The sequence below is a fragment of the Allobosea sp. GW821-FHT10B12 genome, from assembly GCF_059415545.1.
Window position 1 is genome coordinate 440472 of the sequence record NZ_JBWKNL010000001.1, and the last position, 18068, is coordinate 458539.

21 protein-coding genes are annotated in these 18068 nt (G+C 68.6%); 7 read left to right on the top strand and 14 right to left on the bottom strand.

Annotated elements, in window-relative coordinates; all coding sequences use genetic code 11:
- Positions 1-32: 32 nt before the first annotated feature.
- Positions 33-773 carry a sulfite exporter TauE/SafE family protein gene (locus AC07O0_RS02090; RefSeq protein ID WP_494619624.1) on the bottom strand — a complete coding sequence of 247 codons (741 nt, stop codon included), beginning with the start codon at positions 771-773 and terminating at the stop codon, positions 33-35.
- A gap of 152 nt (positions 774-925) precedes the next feature.
- Here AC07O0_RS02090 and AC07O0_RS02095 point away from each other — a divergent pair, with 152 nt between their 5' ends.
- The gene (locus tag AC07O0_RS02095; RefSeq protein WP_494619626.1) at positions 926-1672 is read left to right on the top strand and encodes an ArsR/SmtB family transcription factor; all 747 of its coding nucleotides are present in this window, start codon (positions 926-928) and stop codon (positions 1670-1672) included.
- Here AC07O0_RS02095 and AC07O0_RS02100 read toward each other — a convergent pair.
- Genes AC07O0_RS02100 through purD form a run of 5 tightly spaced genes read right to left on the bottom strand, consistent with a single transcriptional unit; the run spans position 1632 to position 5461 of the window.
- Positions 1632-2507, bottom strand: coding sequence for a patatin-like phospholipase family protein (locus AC07O0_RS02100; RefSeq protein WP_494619628.1), 876 nt, complete (start codon positions 2505-2507; stop codon positions 1632-1634). The two genes, AC07O0_RS02095 and AC07O0_RS02100, sit on opposite strands and share 41 nt — an antisense overlap.
- Before the next feature lie 27 nt (positions 2508-2534).
- Entirely contained in the window at positions 2535-3449 is a 915-nt protein-coding gene (locus AC07O0_RS02105; protein ID WP_494619630.1) for an alpha/beta fold hydrolase, read from the bottom strand.
- A 5-nt stretch (positions 3450-3454) separates the two neighbouring features.
- Positions 3455-3871, bottom strand: a complete 417-nt coding sequence (locus AC07O0_RS02110) for a type II toxin-antitoxin system VapC family toxin (RefSeq protein WP_494619632.1) — start codon at positions 3869-3871, stop codon at positions 3455-3457.
- Positions 3868-4122 carry a type II toxin-antitoxin system VapB family antitoxin gene (locus AC07O0_RS02115; protein ID WP_494619633.1) on the bottom strand — a complete coding sequence of 85 codons (255 nt, stop codon included), beginning with the start codon at positions 4120-4122 and terminating at the stop codon, positions 3868-3870. The genes AC07O0_RS02110 and AC07O0_RS02115 overlap by 4 nt, the downstream gene beginning before the upstream one ends.
- Before the next feature lie 58 nt (positions 4123-4180).
- A complete protein-coding gene (gene purD, locus AC07O0_RS02120; protein WP_494619635.1) occupies positions 4181-5461 on the bottom strand; it encodes a phosphoribosylamine--glycine ligase in 1281 nt (426 codons plus the stop codon).
- A 92-nt stretch (positions 5462-5553) separates the two neighbouring features.
- Between purD and xseA the strand changes: the two genes are divergently transcribed.
- Together xseA and AC07O0_RS02130 are read left to right on the top strand one after the other, a co-directional pair.
- Positions 5554-7077 (top strand): exodeoxyribonuclease VII large subunit, encoded by a 1524-nt coding sequence (gene xseA, locus AC07O0_RS02125; RefSeq protein ID WP_494619637.1) that lies wholly within the window; start codon positions 5554-5556, stop codon positions 7075-7077.
- Between the two features lie 156 nt (positions 7078-7233).
- Entirely contained in the window at positions 7234-7962 is a 729-nt protein-coding gene (locus tag AC07O0_RS02130; protein WP_494619638.1) for an SGNH/GDSL hydrolase family protein, read from the top strand.
- 42 nt (positions 7963-8004) lie between these two features.
- On the opposite strand, the gene AC07O0_RS02135 is transcribed toward AC07O0_RS02130, so the two are convergent.
- A complete protein-coding gene (locus AC07O0_RS02135; protein WP_494619639.1) occupies positions 8005-8850 on the bottom strand; it encodes a dienelactone hydrolase family protein in 846 nt (281 codons plus the stop codon).
- Positions 8851-8969: 119 nt separating this feature from the next.
- Between AC07O0_RS02135 and AC07O0_RS02140 the strand changes: the two genes are divergently transcribed.
- Positions 8970-9191, top strand: coding sequence for a DUF2093 domain-containing protein (locus AC07O0_RS02140; RefSeq protein WP_494619640.1), 222 nt, complete (start codon positions 8970-8972; stop codon positions 9189-9191).
- On the opposite strand, the gene lpxK is transcribed toward AC07O0_RS02140, so the two are convergent.
- The 5 genes from lpxK to AC07O0_RS02165 form a co-directional block, all read right to left on the bottom strand.
- Positions 9159-10193 carry a tetraacyldisaccharide 4'-kinase gene (gene lpxK / locus AC07O0_RS02145; RefSeq protein WP_494619642.1) on the bottom strand — a complete coding sequence of 345 codons (1035 nt, stop codon included), beginning with the start codon at positions 10191-10193 and terminating at the stop codon, positions 9159-9161. The two genes, AC07O0_RS02140 and lpxK, sit on opposite strands and share 33 nt — an antisense overlap.
- Positions 10193-11494: a 3-deoxy-D-manno-octulosonic acid transferase gene (locus AC07O0_RS02150; RefSeq protein ID WP_494619644.1), complete on the bottom strand. Its 1302-nt coding sequence runs from the start codon at positions 11492-11494 to the stop codon at positions 10193-10195. Before AC07O0_RS02150 ends, lpxK begins: the two co-directional genes overlap by 1 nt.
- Positions 11491-12240 carry a lysophospholipid acyltransferase family protein gene (locus AC07O0_RS02155; protein WP_454026432.1) on the bottom strand — a complete coding sequence of 250 codons (750 nt, stop codon included), beginning with the start codon at positions 12238-12240 and terminating at the stop codon, positions 11491-11493. The genes AC07O0_RS02150 and AC07O0_RS02155 overlap by 4 nt, the downstream gene beginning before the upstream one ends.
- 26 nt (positions 12241-12266) lie before the next feature.
- A complete protein-coding gene (locus AC07O0_RS02160; RefSeq protein WP_494619645.1) occupies positions 12267-12509 on the bottom strand; it encodes a DUF4170 domain-containing protein in 243 nt (80 codons plus the stop codon).
- Between the two features lie 208 nt (positions 12510-12717).
- Entirely contained in the window at positions 12718-13545 is an 828-nt protein-coding gene (locus AC07O0_RS02165; RefSeq protein ID WP_494619646.1) for a 3'(2'),5'-bisphosphate nucleotidase CysQ, read from the bottom strand.
- Positions 13546-13794: 249 nt separating this feature from the next.
- On the opposite strand from AC07O0_RS02165, the gene AC07O0_RS02170 reads away from it, so the two are divergent.
- Entirely contained in the window at positions 13795-14322 is a 528-nt protein-coding gene (locus AC07O0_RS02170) for a DUF6101 family protein (RefSeq protein ID WP_494619647.1), read from the top strand.
- Here the strand turns inward: AC07O0_RS02170 and ubiA are convergent.
- Both ubiA and AC07O0_RS02180 read right to left on the bottom strand, forming a co-directional pair.
- Positions 14319-15269, bottom strand: a complete 951-nt coding sequence (ubiA, locus tag AC07O0_RS02175; protein WP_494619649.1) for a 4-hydroxybenzoate octaprenyltransferase — start codon at positions 15267-15269, stop codon at positions 14319-14321. The two genes, AC07O0_RS02170 and ubiA, sit on opposite strands and share 4 nt — an antisense overlap.
- Positions 15270-15285: 16 nt before the next feature.
- Entirely contained in the window at positions 15286-15840 is a 555-nt protein-coding gene (locus AC07O0_RS02180; RefSeq protein WP_494619650.1) for a hypothetical protein, read from the bottom strand.
- 91 nt (positions 15841-15931) lie between these two features.
- Between AC07O0_RS02180 and AC07O0_RS02185 the strand changes: the two genes are divergently transcribed.
- On the top strand, positions 15932-16672 hold the full coding sequence (locus AC07O0_RS02185; RefSeq protein WP_494619652.1) for a 16S rRNA (uracil(1498)-N(3))-methyltransferase: 741 nt from the start codon (positions 15932-15934) through the stop codon (positions 16670-16672).
- A 167-nt stretch (positions 16673-16839) separates the two neighbouring features.
- Positions 16840-18024: a carboxylate-amine ligase gene (locus AC07O0_RS02190; RefSeq protein ID WP_494619654.1), complete on the top strand. Its 1185-nt coding sequence runs from the start codon at positions 16840-16842 to the stop codon at positions 18022-18024.
- Positions 18025-18068 lie beyond the last annotated feature (44 nt).

The following is an 18068-nucleotide window of genomic DNA, read 5'->3' on the forward strand; positions in this document are numbered from 1 at the left end:
GTGGGTCCGAGCAAAAATCCGCAGGCTTTCGCTCACAGCATCGTCCGGGCGACCAGATAGCCGCCCAGCGCCAGCAGCCCGGCAAAGAAGCAGATCTTGAAGGTCGCGGCCGAGATGCGCTGCCGGATCGCCTGGCCGAACCACATCCCGGCCAGCGCCGGCAGCAGCGCCAGCAACGAAGCGCCGGCGACCTTGAGATCGAGCGCGCCGGCACCGACCAGCCCGAAGGACAGGGCGATCGTCGAGACGATGAAGGAGAGGCCGAGCGCCTGCACCAGCTCGTCCTTGTCGAAGCCGAGCGCCTGCAGATAGGGCACGGCCGGCAGCACGAAGACGCCGGTCGCGGCGGTGGCGGCGCCGGTGATGACCCCGACCAGCGGGCCGAGCCAGATCTCGGTCTTCTCGGGCACGCGCAGCTTGGCGGCCTTCAGGCCGACCAGCGCATAGAGCACCAGCGCGATGCCGAGCCAGAGCGTCGCCGAGCCGTCCTTGGCCTTCTCCAATAGCCCGGCGCCGGCCCAGGTGCCGACACAGGTCCCGGCCAGCATCGGCCAGAGCCGGATCGCGATGGCCTTCAGCTTCGGACCGGTCAGCTGCCAGCTATTGGTGACGAGGTTGGGGATGACCAGCAGCGCCGCGGCCTGCGCCGGCGCCATCACCACGCCGAGCACGCCGACGGCGATCGTCGGCAGGCCGAGCCCGATCACGCCCTTGACGAAGCCGGCGAGCACGAAGGTCGCGGCGATGAAGGTGAGGAGCGTCGTCTGGTCCATGGCCCTGCCGATCCGGTCGATTGCGATGCTGTGACTTCTTGCAGTCCTGACCCGCGCTGTCGCTCGTCGATACTACGGTTCTCGCCGTAGCGTTCCTGCTTGCCCGTGAGCGCCGGCGCGCGATGATGGGCCAGTTAACAGGAGGCCGGCTGATGGCCGCGAACGGACCCTATCTCGCCGAGATCGCCCATCTGATGGGCGACCCCGCCCGCGCCAACATGCTGCATGCGCTGATGGACGGGCGCGCGCTGACGGCGAAGGAGCTCGCTTTTCTCGCCGGCGTAGCGCCGCAGACGGCGAGCGGCCATCTTGCCAAGCTGATGCAGGGCGGTCTGCTCGGCGTCGCCGTGCAGGGTCGCCATCGCTACTATCGGCTCGCCGGGCCGGAGGTTGCCGCCGCTCTCGAAGGGCTGATGGTGCTCTCCGGCGGCCAGGCGAACGGGCGGCGCCTGCCGTCGCGCGTCGGCGCCGATCTCGCCCGCGCCCGCACCTGCTACGACCATTTCGCCGGCCGCCTCGGCATCGCGATCCATGATGCGCTCGTTGCCGGCGGCCATCTCACCGTCGCCGATGGCGGCTATGGGCTGACCCGCTCCGGTGTCGCGCTTTTCGCCGGGCTCGGGATCGACCCCGCTGCTGCGAGCAAGGGCAAACGCGCTGCGCTGCGGCCCTGCCTCGACTGGAGCGAGCGCCGGCCGCATCTCGCCGGTTCGCTCGCGGCGGCCTTGGCCTGCCGCTGCTTCGAGATGGGCTGGGTGACGCGGATCAGGGACAGCCGCGCCGTCATCCTCACCGAGGAGGGACGTGTGGCGCTGGAGGCCGGCTTGCCGGGCTTCCGCTGCGACGAGCCGGAAGCGGTCACGCCGCCCGTTCGAGCGCCTCTGACAGCCTCCGCTTGACCTCTTCCTTCGCCGGCTGGGCTGCCTCGAGGATCGCCTGCCAGCGGAAGAAGTCGAGCCCGCCGAAGCCCTCGCCGCCGGCGCGGATCAGGATGTCCGGCGGCTGGCGCTCGATCATGCGCTGGACCAGCGCCCGCGTCAGGATCTGCGAGACCCCGACCATTGCTTCCAATGGTTCGGGCACACGGCTGTCGCTGACGGTCGCCGGCGCGCTGGTGTCGACCGCGAGGACGAGACGTCCCGGTCCGAGCAGCCGGTCATAGGGCAGGGGATTGATCGCGCCGCCATCGATCAGCACCCGCCCGCCGATCGTCACCGGCTTGACCAGGCCGGGGATCGCCAGCGAGGCGGCGACGGCCGGCGTCAGCGGGCCGCTGCCGAGGACGACCTCGTCATGCAGATGGTAGTCGGTCGCGACGCAGAGGAAGGGGATGCCGAGCTCCTCGAAGCGATCCGGCACCGCTTGCGGCCAGAACAGGTCGAGCAGGCGCTCGCCGTCGATCAGCACGGGGTTGCCGAGCCCGCCGCGCCAGAGATCGGCGATCTTGCCGATGCGCGCTTCGAGTAGCCTGGCGATCACCCTTGCCCGGTCGCGGAAGCTCGCCTCGACATGGGCGCGCAGGTCGCGGCCGGAGAGGCCGGCGGCATAGGCGGCGCCGACGATCGCGCCCATCGACGAGCCGGCGATCAGCGCCGGCTTCAGGCCGAGCTCGTCGAGCGCCTCCAGCACCGGGATATGGCTGAGCCCGCGCGCGCCGCCCGAGCCGAGCACGAGGACGAGCTCGGGGCCGGACGGATCGGGCAGGCGGGCGAGGGGGCTGGAGACGCTGGTCATAGCCTGATGTTGCGGTGCGGGAGCCGCTCAGGCAACCTCCCTTGCGAGGAAAGGTTTCACTGCCGCGAGCGTGTCCTGCGGATTTTCCTCCGGCAGGAAATGGCCGCTGACGATCGCCTGCCCCTCCGCCTGCGGCGCGAAGGTCTCGCGCCAGATTGCGAGCGGGCTTGCGCCCTTGGCCGGGATACCGGCCTCGCCCCAGAGCACCAGCATCGGGCAGAGGATCTTTTTCCCCGCGCCGAGATCGGCCTTGTCGTGGTCGAGATCGGTGGTCGCGCCGGCGCGGTAGTCCTCGCAGGCAGCATGGATGCGCGAAGGGTCGCTGAAGGAGTCGGTGTAGGCGGCCATGGCCAGCGGGTGGAAGGCCTCGATTGTCTTGGCCCGCGTCCAGCTTGCGATCGTGTGGTCGAGCCAGCCGGCCGGGTCGGCCTGGATCAGCTTCTCCGGCACCGGCTCGGGCTGGGCCAGGAAGGTCCAGTGATAGACCTGCATGGCGCGTGCCGCATTCATGCCTTCCCACATCGACACGGTCGGCAGGATGTCGAGCAGGACGAGCCGCTCGACGCGGCCGGGATGGTCGAGCGCGAGGCGATAGGCGACGCGGGCGCCGCGATCATGGCCGATCACTGCAAAGCGGTTGAAGCCGAGTGCGCTCATCAGGGCGACGATGTCCTCGCCCATGCTGCGCTTCGTGTAGAGCGCCTTGCCGCCATCGCCATGCGGCGCTGCCGACCAGCCATAGCCGCGCAGATCAGGGCAGACGACGGTGTGCGTCTTCGCCAGCTCGCCCGCCATCTCGTGCCATTCGGCATGGGTTTGCGGGAAGCCGTGGATCAGCACCACCGGCGGTCCCTCGCCGCCGACGCGGGCGAAGATCTTGCCGACCGGCCCGTCGATCCAGCGCGCTTCGAAACCGGGGAAGAGGCTGTCGATATTGGTCATGGCCGCTACTCCTGTGACGGTACGGCCGCGGCGATGTCCGTCAGGCCGAAATCCTCGCCCTTGTAGAGCAGAGGCGCGTTCAAGGATTTGGCAAGAGCATAGGAGAAGCAGTCGCCGAGATTGAGCTTGGCCGGGTGGCGGCCCTTGCCGAAGCGCAGGAAGGCTTGGGCCGACATCACGCTCTGCTCGTCGTCGACGGGAATGCGCCGGATGCCGAAGCCGTCCATCAATGCGATGTAGCGCTCGAACGTGAAGTCCGGCACGCGGCTCATCGCCACCATAAAGGTTTCCACGAAGGTGACTGCCGAACAGCAGGCATCGTGGCTGTCGTCGAGGACGGAGACGAACAACGCGCGCTCCGGCTCCTTGAGCAGGATCGCGATGATCGCCGAGCTGTCGACGACAATCGGCGAGGTGGTCACGACGGGACGCCGTTCTCGTCATAGCCGATGATCTCGTCATCGCTGAGATCACCGTTGATCTTAGGCATGGCGTCGATCTCGGCGAGCAGCTTCTCGATCTTCGCTCTGTCGACCCGTCCCTTGCGAGGCGGCAGCTCGGCGAGCTCGCGCTCCGCCGCTGTCTTGACCGCATCGGTGATCGTCCTGCCAGTGCGTGCGGCAAGTTCGCGGACGATGCGGTCCGTTTCGGGGTCCTTGATCAGGATGGCCATGGCATCCTCGTGTATATATCGATTGCTACTCGATATATACGATGCCGCGATCGCCTTGTCAGCCTTCACGCTCGCGCTTCACGGCCTGCCAGCCGATGTCGCGGCGGCAGAAGCCGCCGGGCCAGTCGATCAGATCGACGGCTGCGTAGGCCTTGGCCTGCGCCTCGCTGACGGTCTTGCCCAGCGCCACCACGTTGAGCACGCGCCCGCCATTGGCGACGATGTCGCCATCCTTCGCCTGCGTGCCGGCGTGGAAGACCAGCACGTCCTTCTCGGCGGCGGCCTTGTCGATACCCTTGATGACGCTGCCCTTCTCGGGCGTGCCCGGATAACCGTTCGCAGCCATCACCACCGTCAGCGCGACATCGTCGGACCAGCGCAGGTCGACGGCGTTGAGCACGCCGTCGCGCGCGGCGAGCAGGGCCGGGACGATATCGCTCTTCAGGCGCGGCATCAGCACCTCGCATTCGGGATCGCCGAAGCGGGTGTTGTATTCGATCAGCTTCGGGCCGTCGGTGGTGATCATCAGCCCGGCATAGAGAATGCCTTTGAACGGCGCGCCGCGCTGGTTCATGCCCGCCAGCGTGGGCTGGATGATCTCGGCCATGACCTGCGCTTCCAGGGCCTTCGTCATGACCGGAGCCGGCGAATAGGCGCCCATGCCGCCGGTGTTGGGACCGGTGTCGCCATCGCCGACGCGCTTGTGGTCCTGGGCCGAGGCGAGGGCGAGCGCATGGGTGCCGTCGCAGAGCGCAAAGAAACTCGCTTCCTCGCCGATCATCCACTCCTCGATCACGACCTCGGCGCCGGCCGCGCCGAGCCCGCCCGAGAACATCATCGCCAGCGCGTCATTGGCCTCTTCGACCGTCTCGGCCATGACCACGCCCTTGCCGGCGGCGAGCCCGTCAGCCTTGATCACCAAGGGCGCGCCGGCCTTGGCGACATAGGCCCTGGCCGCGGCCTCGTCGGTGAAGCGGGCAAAGCCAGCGGTCGGGATGCCGAACTCGGCGCAGAGTTCCTTGGTGAAGGCCTTCGAGCCTTCGAGCTGCGCCGCGGCCCTGGACGGACCGAAGGTCTTGATCCCGGCGGCTTCGAGATCGTCGGTGATGCCCTCGACCAGCGGCCCCTCAGGCCCGACGACGACGAGGCCGACGCTCATCAGCTTGCAGAAATCGGCGACGGCGCGGTGGTCGGCGATATCGAGCACGATATTCTCGCCGCATTGGGCGGTGCCGGGATTGCCGGGGGCGATGAAGAGCTTGTCGCAGAGAGGGGAGGCGCAGATCGCCCAGGCCAGGGCATGCTCGCGCCCGCCGGACCCGATCAGAAGAATGTTCATCGCCTCTCTCCGCTTGCTCAAAGGCGCAATAGCTGCCGCAGGCTGACGGAGCAACGCTTCTGCTTGCGTCCTTGCGCCGCTAAGTTCGCGCCATGGACAACGAATCGCCCCAGCCTGCCGGCAATGCCCCCGAATGGTCGGTCTCCGATCTCTCCGGTGCGCTCAAGCGCACGCTGGAGGATGCCTTCGGCTTTGTGCGCGTGCGTGGCGAAATCTCCGGCTATCGTGGCCCGGTTGGCTCCGGCCATGTCTATTTCTCGCTGAAGGACGCCAACGCCAAGATCGACGCGGTGATCTGGAAGGGCGTCTTCGGCCGGCTGAAGACCAAGCCCCAGGAGGGGCTGGAGGTCATCGCCACCGGCAAGATCACCACCTTCGCCGGCAAGTCGAGCTACCAGATCATCATCGATTCGCTGGAGCCGGCCGGCATCGGCGCGCTGATGGCGCTGCTGGAGGAGCGCCGGAAGAAACTCGCCGCCGAAGGCCTGTTCGACGCCGGCCGCAAGCAGCTCATCCCCTTCCTGCCGCGCGTCGTCGGCGTCGTCACCTCGCCGACCGGCGCGGTCATCCGCGACATCCTGCACCGGCTGGAGGAACGTTTTCCCCGCCATGTCCTGGTCTGGCCGGTGCGCGTCCAGGGCGAGAGCAGCGCGGCCGAGGTCGCCAATGCGATCGCCGGCTTCAACGCGCTGCCCGAAGGCGGCCGCATCCCGCGTCCCGATGTGATCATCGTCGCGCGCGGCGGCGGCTCGCTCGAAGACCTGATGGGCTTCAACGAGGAGGTGGTGGTGCGCGCCGCCGCCGCCTCGCTGATCCCGCTGGTCTCGGCGGTCGGCCACGAGACCGACGTCACCTTAATCGACCATGCCGCCGATCTGCGTAGCCCCACGCCGACCGGCGCGGCCGAGAAGGTCGTGCCGGTGCGGGCCGAGCTCCTGGGGCAGGTCACGGATCTGTCGCGTCGGCTCTCCGGCGCGACGTTGCGCCTGTCCGAACGCCGACGCAACGATCTGCGCGCGCTCGCACGCGCCTTGCCGACGCCCGAGAACCTGCTGGCGCCGCCGCGGCAACGGCTCGATCTCGCAGCCACACGGCTCGGCCCGGCACTGGCGCGCAATGCCCGTGCTTACGAACAGCGCCTCGCTCAGCTCGACCGCCGCTTGCATACGCAATCGCCGGCTGCTCGGCTTGCGACCCATGCCGCCCGCCTCGACGGGTTCGGCAAGCGGCTCGCCGCAGCGCGTGGCGCGATCTTCCGAGCCGAGCGTGATCGTATCGCCCGCGCCGGCGACCGGCTCGATTCCGTCGCCGCGCGCGCGGTGGCGGCTTTCGCGCGTCAAATCCAGCGTCGTCGTGACCGGCTCGACAGCGTCTGGGCGCTTGCCGCCTCGCTTGGCCCTCAAGCCGTGCTGGCGCGCGGCTACGCGCTGGTGCGCGACGAGGACGGCAATCTGCTGCGCAGCGCCACGGCGGCGCGGCCGGGACTATCCCTTCAGGTCACGCTCGCCGATGGCAGCTTTGGCGCCGTCGTGGCCGGCGGAACGGCTTCGCCGCAAGCGCCACGGCCAGTCTCTCGCAAGCCGGCCGGGGGGAGCGGGCAGGGCGATCTGTTCTGACATTTCGAAAACCGGTCATTCACCACCAATTTGGATGAGCCAGCTTCCGTTCAGATAGCGTTCAGCTAGCGCTGGCTAATCGCTGCCTGATAGCGGTTGGGGGAATGCTCCTTGATGCTCGCCGGTTTCCGGATACGCCTTGCTTGTGCCTTTGCCATGCTTGCGCCTCTGGGCCTGCAAGTGCAGCAGGCGAACGCGACCGAGTTCGTTTGCAGGCCGTCGGCGCTCTCCCGCGATGCCGCCGATCTCGCTTCGACCTGGAACAAGGGCAGCGCGCCCCTGCGCATCCTCGCCATCGGCTCGTCCTCGACCGAAGGCATCGGCGCCAGCGGCAAGGACAAGACCTACCCGGCCCAATTGGGTACGCTGCTGCGCACGGGCCTCTCGGGCCGCGCCATCGAGATGGTCAATGCCGGCATTGGCGGTGAGACCGCGCCGCAGACACTCTCGCGCCTCAAGGCCGCGCTGGTCGAAGGCCGCTTTGATCTGGTGATCTGGCAGGTCGGCACCAACGATGCGGTGACGGGCGGCGATCTCGGCACCTTCCGCCAACTCGTCGCCGATGGGATTGCGGCCGCCAAACAGGTCCGCACCCGGCTCGTCATCCTCGATCCGCAATTCTATCCCGGCATCAAGGAGACGGCGCGTTATCGCGCCTATGTCGATGCCATCGCCGAGGTCGCCAAGGCGCAGGCCGTCCCGGTGCTGTCGCGCTATCAGGCGATGCTGGGCTGGTACCAGCGCGACGCCGAGGGCTTCATGGCTGCGCTCGCCGGCGACCGCTTCCACATGAGCGATGCCGGCTATGGCTGCCTGGCTCAGGACATCGCCCGCTCGCTGCTCGGCGACAAGCCCGCGGTGACGCTCGCAGCCTCGGTACGCTGACGGCACAACGGTTCCAAAACCGACGCTCCGCCGTGAGCGGGGTCACTTGCCCAGCAGGAACGCCTTGACCCGCCTGATCGCGTCGTCTCGCGCCGCAGGGTCGGTGCCGATGGTGACCTTGCCGGTTCCCGAGGCGGAAAAGGCGACGCCTTCCTTCTCGCGCCGGTCGAGGCGGGGATGATCGAAATCATGCACTGCGCCGGGATAGAGCACGAGTTCGACCGGCTCGCCGCGGGCGCGGGCGGCTTTGGTCAGGAAGTCGCACGGGGCGGGCGGCGTCCAGTCATCGGCATCGCCCATCAGGATCAGGGTCGGCAGGCGGGCTTCGAAGCTGCCCGATTCCGATTGCGTGCGGCAGCCGGGATAGAACGCCACGGCGCGGGCGAAGTCGGGCTGGCGGTCGGCCGGCCTGCGGTCCTTGCGGATCGCGGCGAGGATGGTGGAACCGCCGCCGGACCAGCCGAGCAGCGCGATCGCGTCGCGCCGTACATCGGGGCGCTCCTGCAGCCAGCGCCGGGCCGCCATCGCGTCGCCGACGCGTTCGCGGCTGGCGCGGATGGTCACGTCCTTGACGCCGCATTGCGAGCCGAGCCCGCGCGAGCCGTAGCTGTCGGGCATCAGCACGACGAAGCCGGTAGCGGCAAGGCGCTCGCCCCAGTCGCTATGCCGTGTCGAGAGCTTGTCCGGTTCGCGCCAGAGGCCGCCGCAGCCATGCAGCGCGACGATCGCCGGAAAGGGCCCGGGCCCGGTCGGACGAAACATCACCGCATCGAGCTGGTGATCGTCGTGCGGAATACGGACGCGTTCATAGCCGCCTGCGATCGCGGGGACCGCGAGCAGGGAGACAAGACCAATCGCCAGGGTCACGGCGCGGGTCAGGCTGGACATCATCGCAACTGACGCTATCACAGAAAGACCATGTTGGAACAATGCGTGGTTTCAGAGATGGTTGCGTCAAACTGCAACCTGTACGCTAGCCCGTCGCCGCTTTATCGTCCTGACCCGTGATGAACATCAACGAACGCCTGCCTCCCTCCGGATCCGAAGCGCTGGTCGATTACGGCCATGGCGAGTTCCGGGTCGTGCGTCCTGGCGCCTTCGTCCGCTGCGCCGTCACCGGCGCGCCGATCCGGCTCGAGGACCTGCGCTACTGGTCGGTGGAATGGCAGGAAGCCTATGCCTCGCCGGAGGCCGTCTTATTGCGCGTGCGGCGCGCCGGCCGCACCTGAGCGGCTTTTTGCCAGACATCCGCGCAGCAGCGCGTCGAGAGCGGCCTCATCCTCGAAGGCGAGTGTGACCGGCACGCAAAGCAGCAGCGAGCGCTCGGCGGCGGGCCAAAGCGGCGCGAGCTTGACCATGTCCTTCTCGGTGACGGCGACACAGCAGGCCTTCGCCTTCGCCTCGGCGATCAGCGCCGCGACCTCGCCCGCCGTATAGGCGTGGTGGTCGCCATAGGCGTGCTCGCCGATCAGCCGCGCTCCGGCGGCGCGCAATGTCGCCGCGAATTTCTCTGGCCGGCCGATCCCCGAGACCACCAGCACCGGCAGGCCGGCGAGCGCGGCCTGGATATCGGCCGGCGGCGTCAGACTCGCCCGCAGCACGTGCTTGCCGAGGGTCAGCGCTTGAGCGGCGACATCGTCGCCCGCCGCTCCCGCTCCGATGATGACGAGCGCATCGACCCGCCCGAATTGTCCCGCGAGCGGCGCGCGCAGCGGCCCTGCCGGCAGGCACAGGCTGTTGCCGACGCCGACGCCGCCGTCGACGACGGCGAGCCGCAGGTCCTTGTGCAGCGAGGGGTTCTGCAGCCCGTCATCCATCAGAACGAGGCTGGCGCCGGCATCACGCGCAAGCGCAGCGCCCAGCGGCCGCTCACGGGCCACGACCGTCGGCAGGCGCGCGGCGAGCAGCAGCGGTTCGTCGCCGACATCCCCGGCATCGTGCTGATCGAGGTCGACGCGCACCGGGCCAGGCAGCCGGCCGCCATAGCCGCGTGTCAGGGCAAAGGGCGTCTCGCCCATCGCGGCGAGCCTGGCTAGGAGGGCCAGCGTCGTCGGCGTCTTGCCGGCGCCGCCCGCGACGAAGTTGCCGACACAGATCACTGGGATCCCGACCCGCGCGCCCGGTTTGCGCATGCGCCTCAGCGTGATCGCGCCATAGAGCGCCCCGAGCGGTTGCAGCAGCCGGGCGAGGACGGATGGCGCCGGGCGCCACCAGAAGCCCGGGGCGCGCATCAGTCGATGGTCTCGCGCTGGCCGATGGCGGCGCGCAGCAGGAGCGGTTCGATCGCCTGGACCGTGCGGTCGAGCGCGCCGCTGAGCTCGGTGCTGGTGCGGGCCGCGGCGCGGGCGGCCTGGCGCGCAGCGGCGGGGTCGCTGAGCCAGCGGTGCACGCCCTGGGCGAGCTCCTGCCGGTCGGCGACCTGGATGGCGCCGCCGCCGGCGTCGAAGGCGGCGAAGAGATCGGCCGATTTATGAACGAGCGGGCCGTGCAGCAGGGCGCAGCCGAGCTTGGCTGGCTCGATCGGATTATGGCCGCCGATCGGTGCGAGCGAACCGCCGATGAAGGCGACCGGTGCCAAACGGTAGAACAGGCCGAGGTCGCCGAGCGTGTCGGCGATGTAGAAGTCGATATCGCGCTCGGGCAGGTGGCCGAGCGAGCGGCGGGCGCTGGCGACGCCATTGGCCCGGGCCAGCGCCTCCACTTCGCCGCCGCGATCGGGATGGCGCGGCACGACGATGGTGAGCAGCTTGGGCAGGTGGGCCTGGACGCCAAGATGGGCGGCGAGCACGTCCTCCTCCTCGCCCGGATGGGTCGAGGCGGCGACCCAGACCGGCCTGCCGGCCGCCAGCCCATCGAGCAGGGCGAGCGTGTTGGGATCGGCCGGCGGAGCGGGGACGTCGAATTTCAGGTTGCCGGCGATGCTGACGCGCGGCGCACCGAGCTGGGCGAGGCGCTGCCCATCCTCCTGCGACTGCGCCAGGCAGCGGTCGAAACCGGAAAGCAGATAGCGCGAGGTCTGCGGGAACTTGTACCAGCGCTGGAAGGAGCGCTGCGACATGCGCGCATTGATCAGGACGAGCGGCACGCCGCGCTTGCCGGCCTCGATCATCAGGTTCGGCCAGATCTCGGATTCGCAGATCAGGCCGAGATCGGGGCGCCAATGGTCGAGGAAGCGGCGCATATAGCGCGGCACATCGAGCGGCAGGAATTGGTGGATCGCCCCGGCCGGCAGGCGCTGCGCCAAGAGCCGCGCCGAGGTCACCGTGCCCGAAGTCACCAGCACGGCAAGCCCGCGCCGCTGCAGGCGTTCGATCAGGGGCAGCAGCGTCACCGTTTCGCCGACGCTGGCCCCGTGCAGCCAGACCAGGGTTTTCGCCGGCCGCTCGACGCTGGGGTGACCGCGTCGCTCGAACAGGCGCGCCGGGTCCTCCTTGCCACGCCGGCGCCGCCAGAGCAGAAGGCCGGCTGCGGCCGGCTCGAGCAGGGCGGTGAGCGTCCGGTAGGCGCTGATGATGAAGCTGCGGCCGATCATGCGGCGTTGGCCTTGGCAGCAGCCTTGGCGGCCTGGGCCTCGCGCAGATCCGCGCCGGGGTCGCGCGCGCCGATCAGCGCATAGGCGCGCTCATGCACGGCGTCGAGCCCGGCCTGGACGGCCAGTCGCGCCGCCTCGCAGGTCGCTTCATCGGCCTCACGCGCAACCCATACGGGATCGCCGACGACGATGGCACCGCGCCCGAATGGCAAGCCGATCGAGGCGCGATCCCAGCTGTTGAAATCGATCCGCCGGCTGGTCACCACCGCGATCGGATGGATCGGCCGACCCGAGGCGCGCGCCAGCTGGACGATGCCCGGGCCGCAGATACGCGCGCGCTTGGGGATGTCGGCGGTCAACACCATGGTGTCGCCGGCGGCGAGGCGCCGGACCATGGCGAGAAAGGCCGGCGCGCCGCCCTTTTCGCGGACCTTCTTGCCCGAGGCACCCGAGCCGCGGATCGCGCCGATGCCGAGCTCGCGCAGGGCGACCGCATTGAAGCCGCCATCGCCATGACGCGAGACCAGCGAGCAGGACGGCATCCACTCCGGCCGGGCGAACGGGATCATGATGTGCTGGCCGTGCCACATCGCGATGATCAGCGGCAGTTCGCCGCGCACGCGCTCATAGACGTCGGCTGGCTCGACGACGAAGCGGTTCGTGCGCCTGACCAGGCGCAGATAATAGGCGAGGCTGCGGCCGAGCGCCTCCTGCGCGAACTTCGTCTTGAGCAGGGAAAATCCCATCGAACCGGACTAGTATCGCCTTGGGATCAGCTCTGCGCCGTCGACGGGTCAAGCAGACGGTGCAGATGGACGACGAAATAGCGGGTCTGCGCCTGGTCGACGGTCGCCTGTGCCTTCGCCTTCCAGGCAGCATGAGCGGCGGCATAGTTCGGGTAGACGCCGACGATGTCGAGCTTGGAAAGATCCTTGAACTCGACGCCGTCGAGCGAGCTCAGCTCGCCGCCGATCACGAGGTGAAGCAGCTGCTTGGTGTCCTGGCTCGCGCTCATCGTCCGTCTCCGGCCTTCTGTCCTGAAATGTCCGTCGAAAGCAGGACGAAGCGCTGCCGGATCCGCTCCGACCTGCCTCGCCTGCGTTTTTGCCGTGCGATCAGATAAGCCATCCGCCGCTCGCGCGCGAGGCCCGATCATCAACAATTTGCGCTTATTTCCGGCAGTTTTCGCCCTGACGCGACGGCAATGGCGTTGCACCACACGTTCAGCTGCGCTGCGGCTGGCTCTCACGCAGGCGGCGCAGCGCCAGTGCAAGCGCAGCGGCGAGGCTGCTTCCCGACGCCATCAGCATGCCATGGACCGGCACTTCGCGATTATAGCCGAGAGCCTCGCCCTCGGCCGTCGTGACCTGCCCGCCCGCCTCGCTGAGCACGAGATCGGCGGCGGCGAGGTCCCAGTCGCGGGCATCGGGCGAGACCAACCCGGCATCGATCGTGCCGTCGGCGATGCGGGTCAGCCGCAGCGCCAGCGAGGGGATCTTGTCGGCGGCGATGAAGCTGTCCTGGCGCGCCAGTGCGTCGAGCATCGGCTTGGGCCCGGCGATCCGCGCATCGGTGAGTGTGGCCAGGCCGGTTGTCCGGATCGGCTTGCCGTTGCGCATGGCGCCGGCGCCCCTGACCGCCGTGTAGGTGGCGCCTGCTGCCGGTGCGTGCACCACGCCGAGAACAGGACGTCCTTCGTCGAGCAGAGCGACGCAGACAGCCCAATCGGGCGAGCCGGCCATGAAGGCGCGGGTGCCGTCGATCGGGTCGACCACCCAGACGAAGCGGCGGGACAGGCGCAGCGTGTCGTCCGCTGTTTCCTCCGAGAGCCAGGCGGCCTCCGGCAGCAGCGCCGACAGCCGCACATGCAGGAAGGTATCGACGCCGATATCGGCCTCGGTCACCGGCGAGCCGCCAGCCTTCGCCCAGGTCTTCGCGGCCGTCTGCGCCCCAGGGCGGAAGAGGTCGAGCGCGAGTTGGCCGGCCTCACGGCAGGCGGCTTCGACCGCGGCCAAGAGGTCCGGGGCGATTGGCAATGGTGTCGATGTCATCGGGCTTCGTTACGGCCTTGCAGGGCGGCAGAACAAGGAAAAAGCCACCATCGCGAGAAAGATTCCGTCAAGCATCAGCTGGGAAACCAACCGGAAGAAGGCCGAAAACCGCTTCATCACCTTTGTTTAACCCTCAAGCTTAAGCGCTCGGACAATCCTTCCGGCCACTCTCCTCCCTGCAAAGCACGAGAACCCCGCATCGACAGAGGGTTCCGGGCAGCAGGGATTAAAAGAGAGGCGTTAAAACCGATGGCCAGCGTCACGCCGGCTGCCGGGGAGGTCGGGCGTGCGCCCGTTTTCCCCGGCAGCGCAGATAACCAGAGCGGACAGCCCTCGCAGCCGGCGCGTGCGCCGCAGCAGTCCGATGGGCCCCGCATCGAACGTGTCGGGCCGGTGCGCATCCTGCGTGGTGGTGCCGGCTGGCGGGGGATCGCCCTGCGCCTGGCCGGCGGCGCGATCGCCGATGACGATCGTTTCCAGCTCGCTTTGACCGCCGGCGACGGTCGTTCCGTCGTCGTCGCCGTGCTCGATCAGGACGATGCCATCGCCGTCTGGCGCGATGCCGGCCGGACCAGCGGCCTGCCGCTGCTCCTCGAGACCAGCGATGGCGCGATCACCGAACCCTATCCGCAGATCGGCCGGGTCGCGCTCGGCGCGATCCGCATCCGCCGCCGGCATGCCTTGCTCGCCGGCCGCCGCCCGCGCTTCCTGACCCGGCGCAAGACCGGCCGCCTGCCGGAACGCCCAGTCGTGATCCGGGGCGAGATCCTGTCCTAAAAGGCGAACTTCACCAGCGCATCGAGCGCCAAGCCGGCCGCCAGGATCAGGCCGGCGCGCCAATTGGACCGGAACAGTTTCAGCGCCGTGGCTCCGTCGGCGCCGGCGATGCTGTGGACCTGCCAGCCCAGGTGCAAGGCGAACAGGCCGAGTCCGATGAAGGCGACGAGGCCGGCACCGGCGAACCAGGCGGCGACGCCGGCGAGCGCGATCGTCGCGCCATAGCAGAGGCCCACGGCCTGCTGGGTGAAGGCGCCGAAATAGCGCGCGCTCGACTTGATCCCGGCGATCACATCGTCCTCGATGTCCTGCATCGCGTAGATCGTGTCGTAGCCGATGGTCCAGAACACTGCGGCGGCGTAGATCAGATAGGCCGGGGCATCCAGTTGGCCGAACACGGCGCTCCAGCCGACGAGCCCGCCCCAGGAGAAGGCGAGGCCGAGCACGAATTGCGGCATGTTGGTGATCCGCTTCATGAACGGATAGATCGCGACGATCGCCAGGGAGGCGACGCCGGCGATCACCGTGAAGCGGTTGAACTGCAGCAAGACGACGAGGCCGACCAGCGACAATCCCACCATGAAAAGGGCGGCTGCCTTCGCGCTGACCTGGCCGGAGGGCAGGGGCCGGCCGCGGGTGCGCGCCACCTGCGCATCGAGCTTGCGGTCGACGATGTCGTTGAAGGTCGAGCCGGCGCCGCGCATCACGATGGCGCCGATCAGGAAGAGCAGGCAGTGCCAGGGATTGGGGAGGGGTTGGCCGGCCGCGATCGCCGCCAGCCCTGCCGCCCACCAGCACGGCAGCAGCAGCAACTGCCAGCCGATCGGGCGTTCGATCCGGGCGAGCTTGAGATAGGGCCGCAGGCGCTTGGGCGCGCGCGTATCGACCCAATGGCCCTTGAGCGCGTCGGGAAGTGGTGCGTCAGTGAGGGGAGGCGAGGGCGCCATCGTGGCGCCGGCCGTCTTAGAGCGCGCCCTGCGGCACGCGCATCGGGCCGCCGGTGATGGAATCGGTGCCGCCAAACGGGTTGGCGCCCTGCTGTTGCTGCGCCTGCTGCTGTGCCCGGCGCTGCATCTGCGCTTGCTGTTTCACCGCATTGCAGGCCTGGCCGCGGATGGCGCCGGCCTTTTCATTGTCCGCCTTCATGCCGTCGACGAATGATGCCGGAATCTGGCACCAGTCCTGGTTGGCGCTGGCGAACTTGATCAATGTATTGCCGTTGCCGACCAGCCGGCCCAGGATGCCGCAGGCCTGCTGCGGCGTCAGCTTGCGCTTGGCCTTCGCATTGGCATTGAGCTGCCCGACGATCGACTGGCGCTCCTGCATGAGCTTCTGGATATTTTCGCAGCCCGAAGGCACCTGCGCCAATGCCGGCTCGGCCAGGCCCAAGCCAACCAGCGCTGCAGCCAGCTTCAGGGTCGCGTATCGCCGCATCATCCGCTCCGCTCTTGTCCCATCACCCACGCCCGTCCCGGCGTCGCGGGCCTTTCCATAACAGCCAGAGCCCTGCGCCAACAAGCGTCAGCTCGCATTTCACCGAGATTGCTTGCCGATAGCGTGGGATTGTGGCGACTTTCGCGCCATTCTGACGGGATCGGATTCGAAGAGCATGCGGGATTTCACCAAGCATCGGCTGTACAGCGAGGCGCCGTTGGCGGCGGGCGCCGTGCTGGAGCTCGCGCGCGACCAGGCCAATTACCTGCTCAACGTGCTGCGACTGCGCAGCGGCGACAGCATTCTCGTCTTCAACGGCCGCGACGGCGAATGGCTTTGTGCGATCCGGGCGGAGGGACGCAAGCAGGCGAGTCTGGAGGCGTTGGAGCAGACCCGCCCGCAGCCGCCCGCGCCCGATTTGATCTATCTGTTCGCGCCGCTGAAGCATGCGCGGCTCGACTATATGGCGCAGAAGGCAGTCGAGATGGGGGCGGGCGTGCTGCAGCCGGTGCTGACGCGCTTCACCCAGGTCTCGCGGCTCAATCTCGATCGGCTCACCGCCAATGCGGTCGAGGCGGCCGAGCAATGCGGCATCCTTGCCCTGCCGGAGATCCGGCCCGAGCAGCCGCTTGCGGCGGCGCTTGCCGCACTCGAACCGGAACGGCTGTTGATTTTCTGCGATGAGGCGCTCGACGCCGAGAGCCCGATTGCCGCTCTGCAACGAGCGCCGCGCGGGCCGCTCGCCGTGCTGATCGGCCCCGAGGGCGGCTTCGACGAATCGGAGCGTACCGCGATTCTGCAGCGCGAGCGGACACTGCGCCTGTCACTCGGCCCGCGCATCCTACGGGCCGACACCGCGGCGGTCGCGGCGCTCGCCGTCGTCCAGGCGACATTGGGCGATTGGTCCGTCAAATAACTCCGTAACTTGCATGCTGCCGGCTTCCTCTCCGCCGGCTGGAACGCGATGGCGGCTTCCGCGTTTAGGCGTGGAAACTGCGCCGCCGGTCGCAGTTCCGACTAATTGACTGGCAGTCTGGCGCCGCTGCTTCGCTCCGGAGCGGCCCGCCACGGGGGAGAGACATCATGGTGAGCAGCGCCTACCGCTTCGGTATCGAGGAGGAGTATTTCCTGTCCGATGCCGAAAGCCGCGGCGCCGTGCGCAAGATCGCACCGCGTTTCATCGAGGCTGCACAGGCTGCTTTTCCGGAGGAATTGCAGCGCGAGATGCTGCAATCGCAGATCGAGGTGGCGACGCCGGTTTGCGAGAACATGACCCAGGCCCGCCATTCGCTGCGGCGGCTGCGCGCTGGTCTGGCCGCGATTGCGCGCGAGCACGACATGCTGCTGCTCGCTTGTGGCACCCATCCGAGCGCCGTCTGGGTGCGCCAGCGCGCCACCGAGGCCAAGCGCTATGACGGCATCATGCGCGACCTGCAGATGCTCGGCAGCCGCAACCAGCTTTGCGGCCTGCATGTCCATGTCGAGGTGCCGGACGAGGAGCAGCGCATCTCGATCATGGTCAGGATGCTGCCTTTCCTGCCGCTGCTGCTGGCGCTCTCGACCTCTTCACCCTTCTGGCAGGGGCGGCGCACTGGGCTGATGGGCTATCGGCTCTGCGCCTATGCGGAGCTGCCGCGCACGGGGTTGCCGGAACTTTTCGCCAACGCTGCCGACTATCGCACCTATGTCGATACCATGGTTGCGTCTGGCGCCATGCGCGATTCCAGCTTCATCTGGTGGGCGATCCGCTCGTCGCACCAGCATCCGACGCTGGAGCTGCGCGTCGCCGACAGCTGCACGCGGCTCGACGACACGCTCGCCATCACCGCGCTCTATCGCTGCCTCGTGCGCCATCTTGCCCGCAAGCCCGGTGTCAACGCCGATCTGACGGCTGCCTCGCGCGCTCTCGCCGGCGAGAACATCTGGCGCGCCCAGCGCTATGGCCTGCATGGTGGCTTCGTTTGCGAGAAGCGCCGCGCCATGCTTCCGGTCGGGCAGGTACTCGACGAGCTCCTGGAGTTGCTGAACGAGGATGCGGCTGCACTCGGCTGTGGTCTCGATCTCGCGCATTGCCGCAACATCGTCGCCGGCGGCACCAGCGCCGACATGCAGCTCGCGATCTTCGAGGAGGCCCGCGCCAAGGCCGGCGGTCAGGCGGCAGGGCTCGTCGCCGTCACCGACTGGATCGCCGCTCAGACGCGCGCCGACGATGCGGATGACGACCGGTTCGCGCCGAAGGGTGCAAATCTGCTGCGAGGCGCTGCCTGACGCTGTCGTGATCATGCATTGATGCAAGGTCGGTGCGCGTTCGC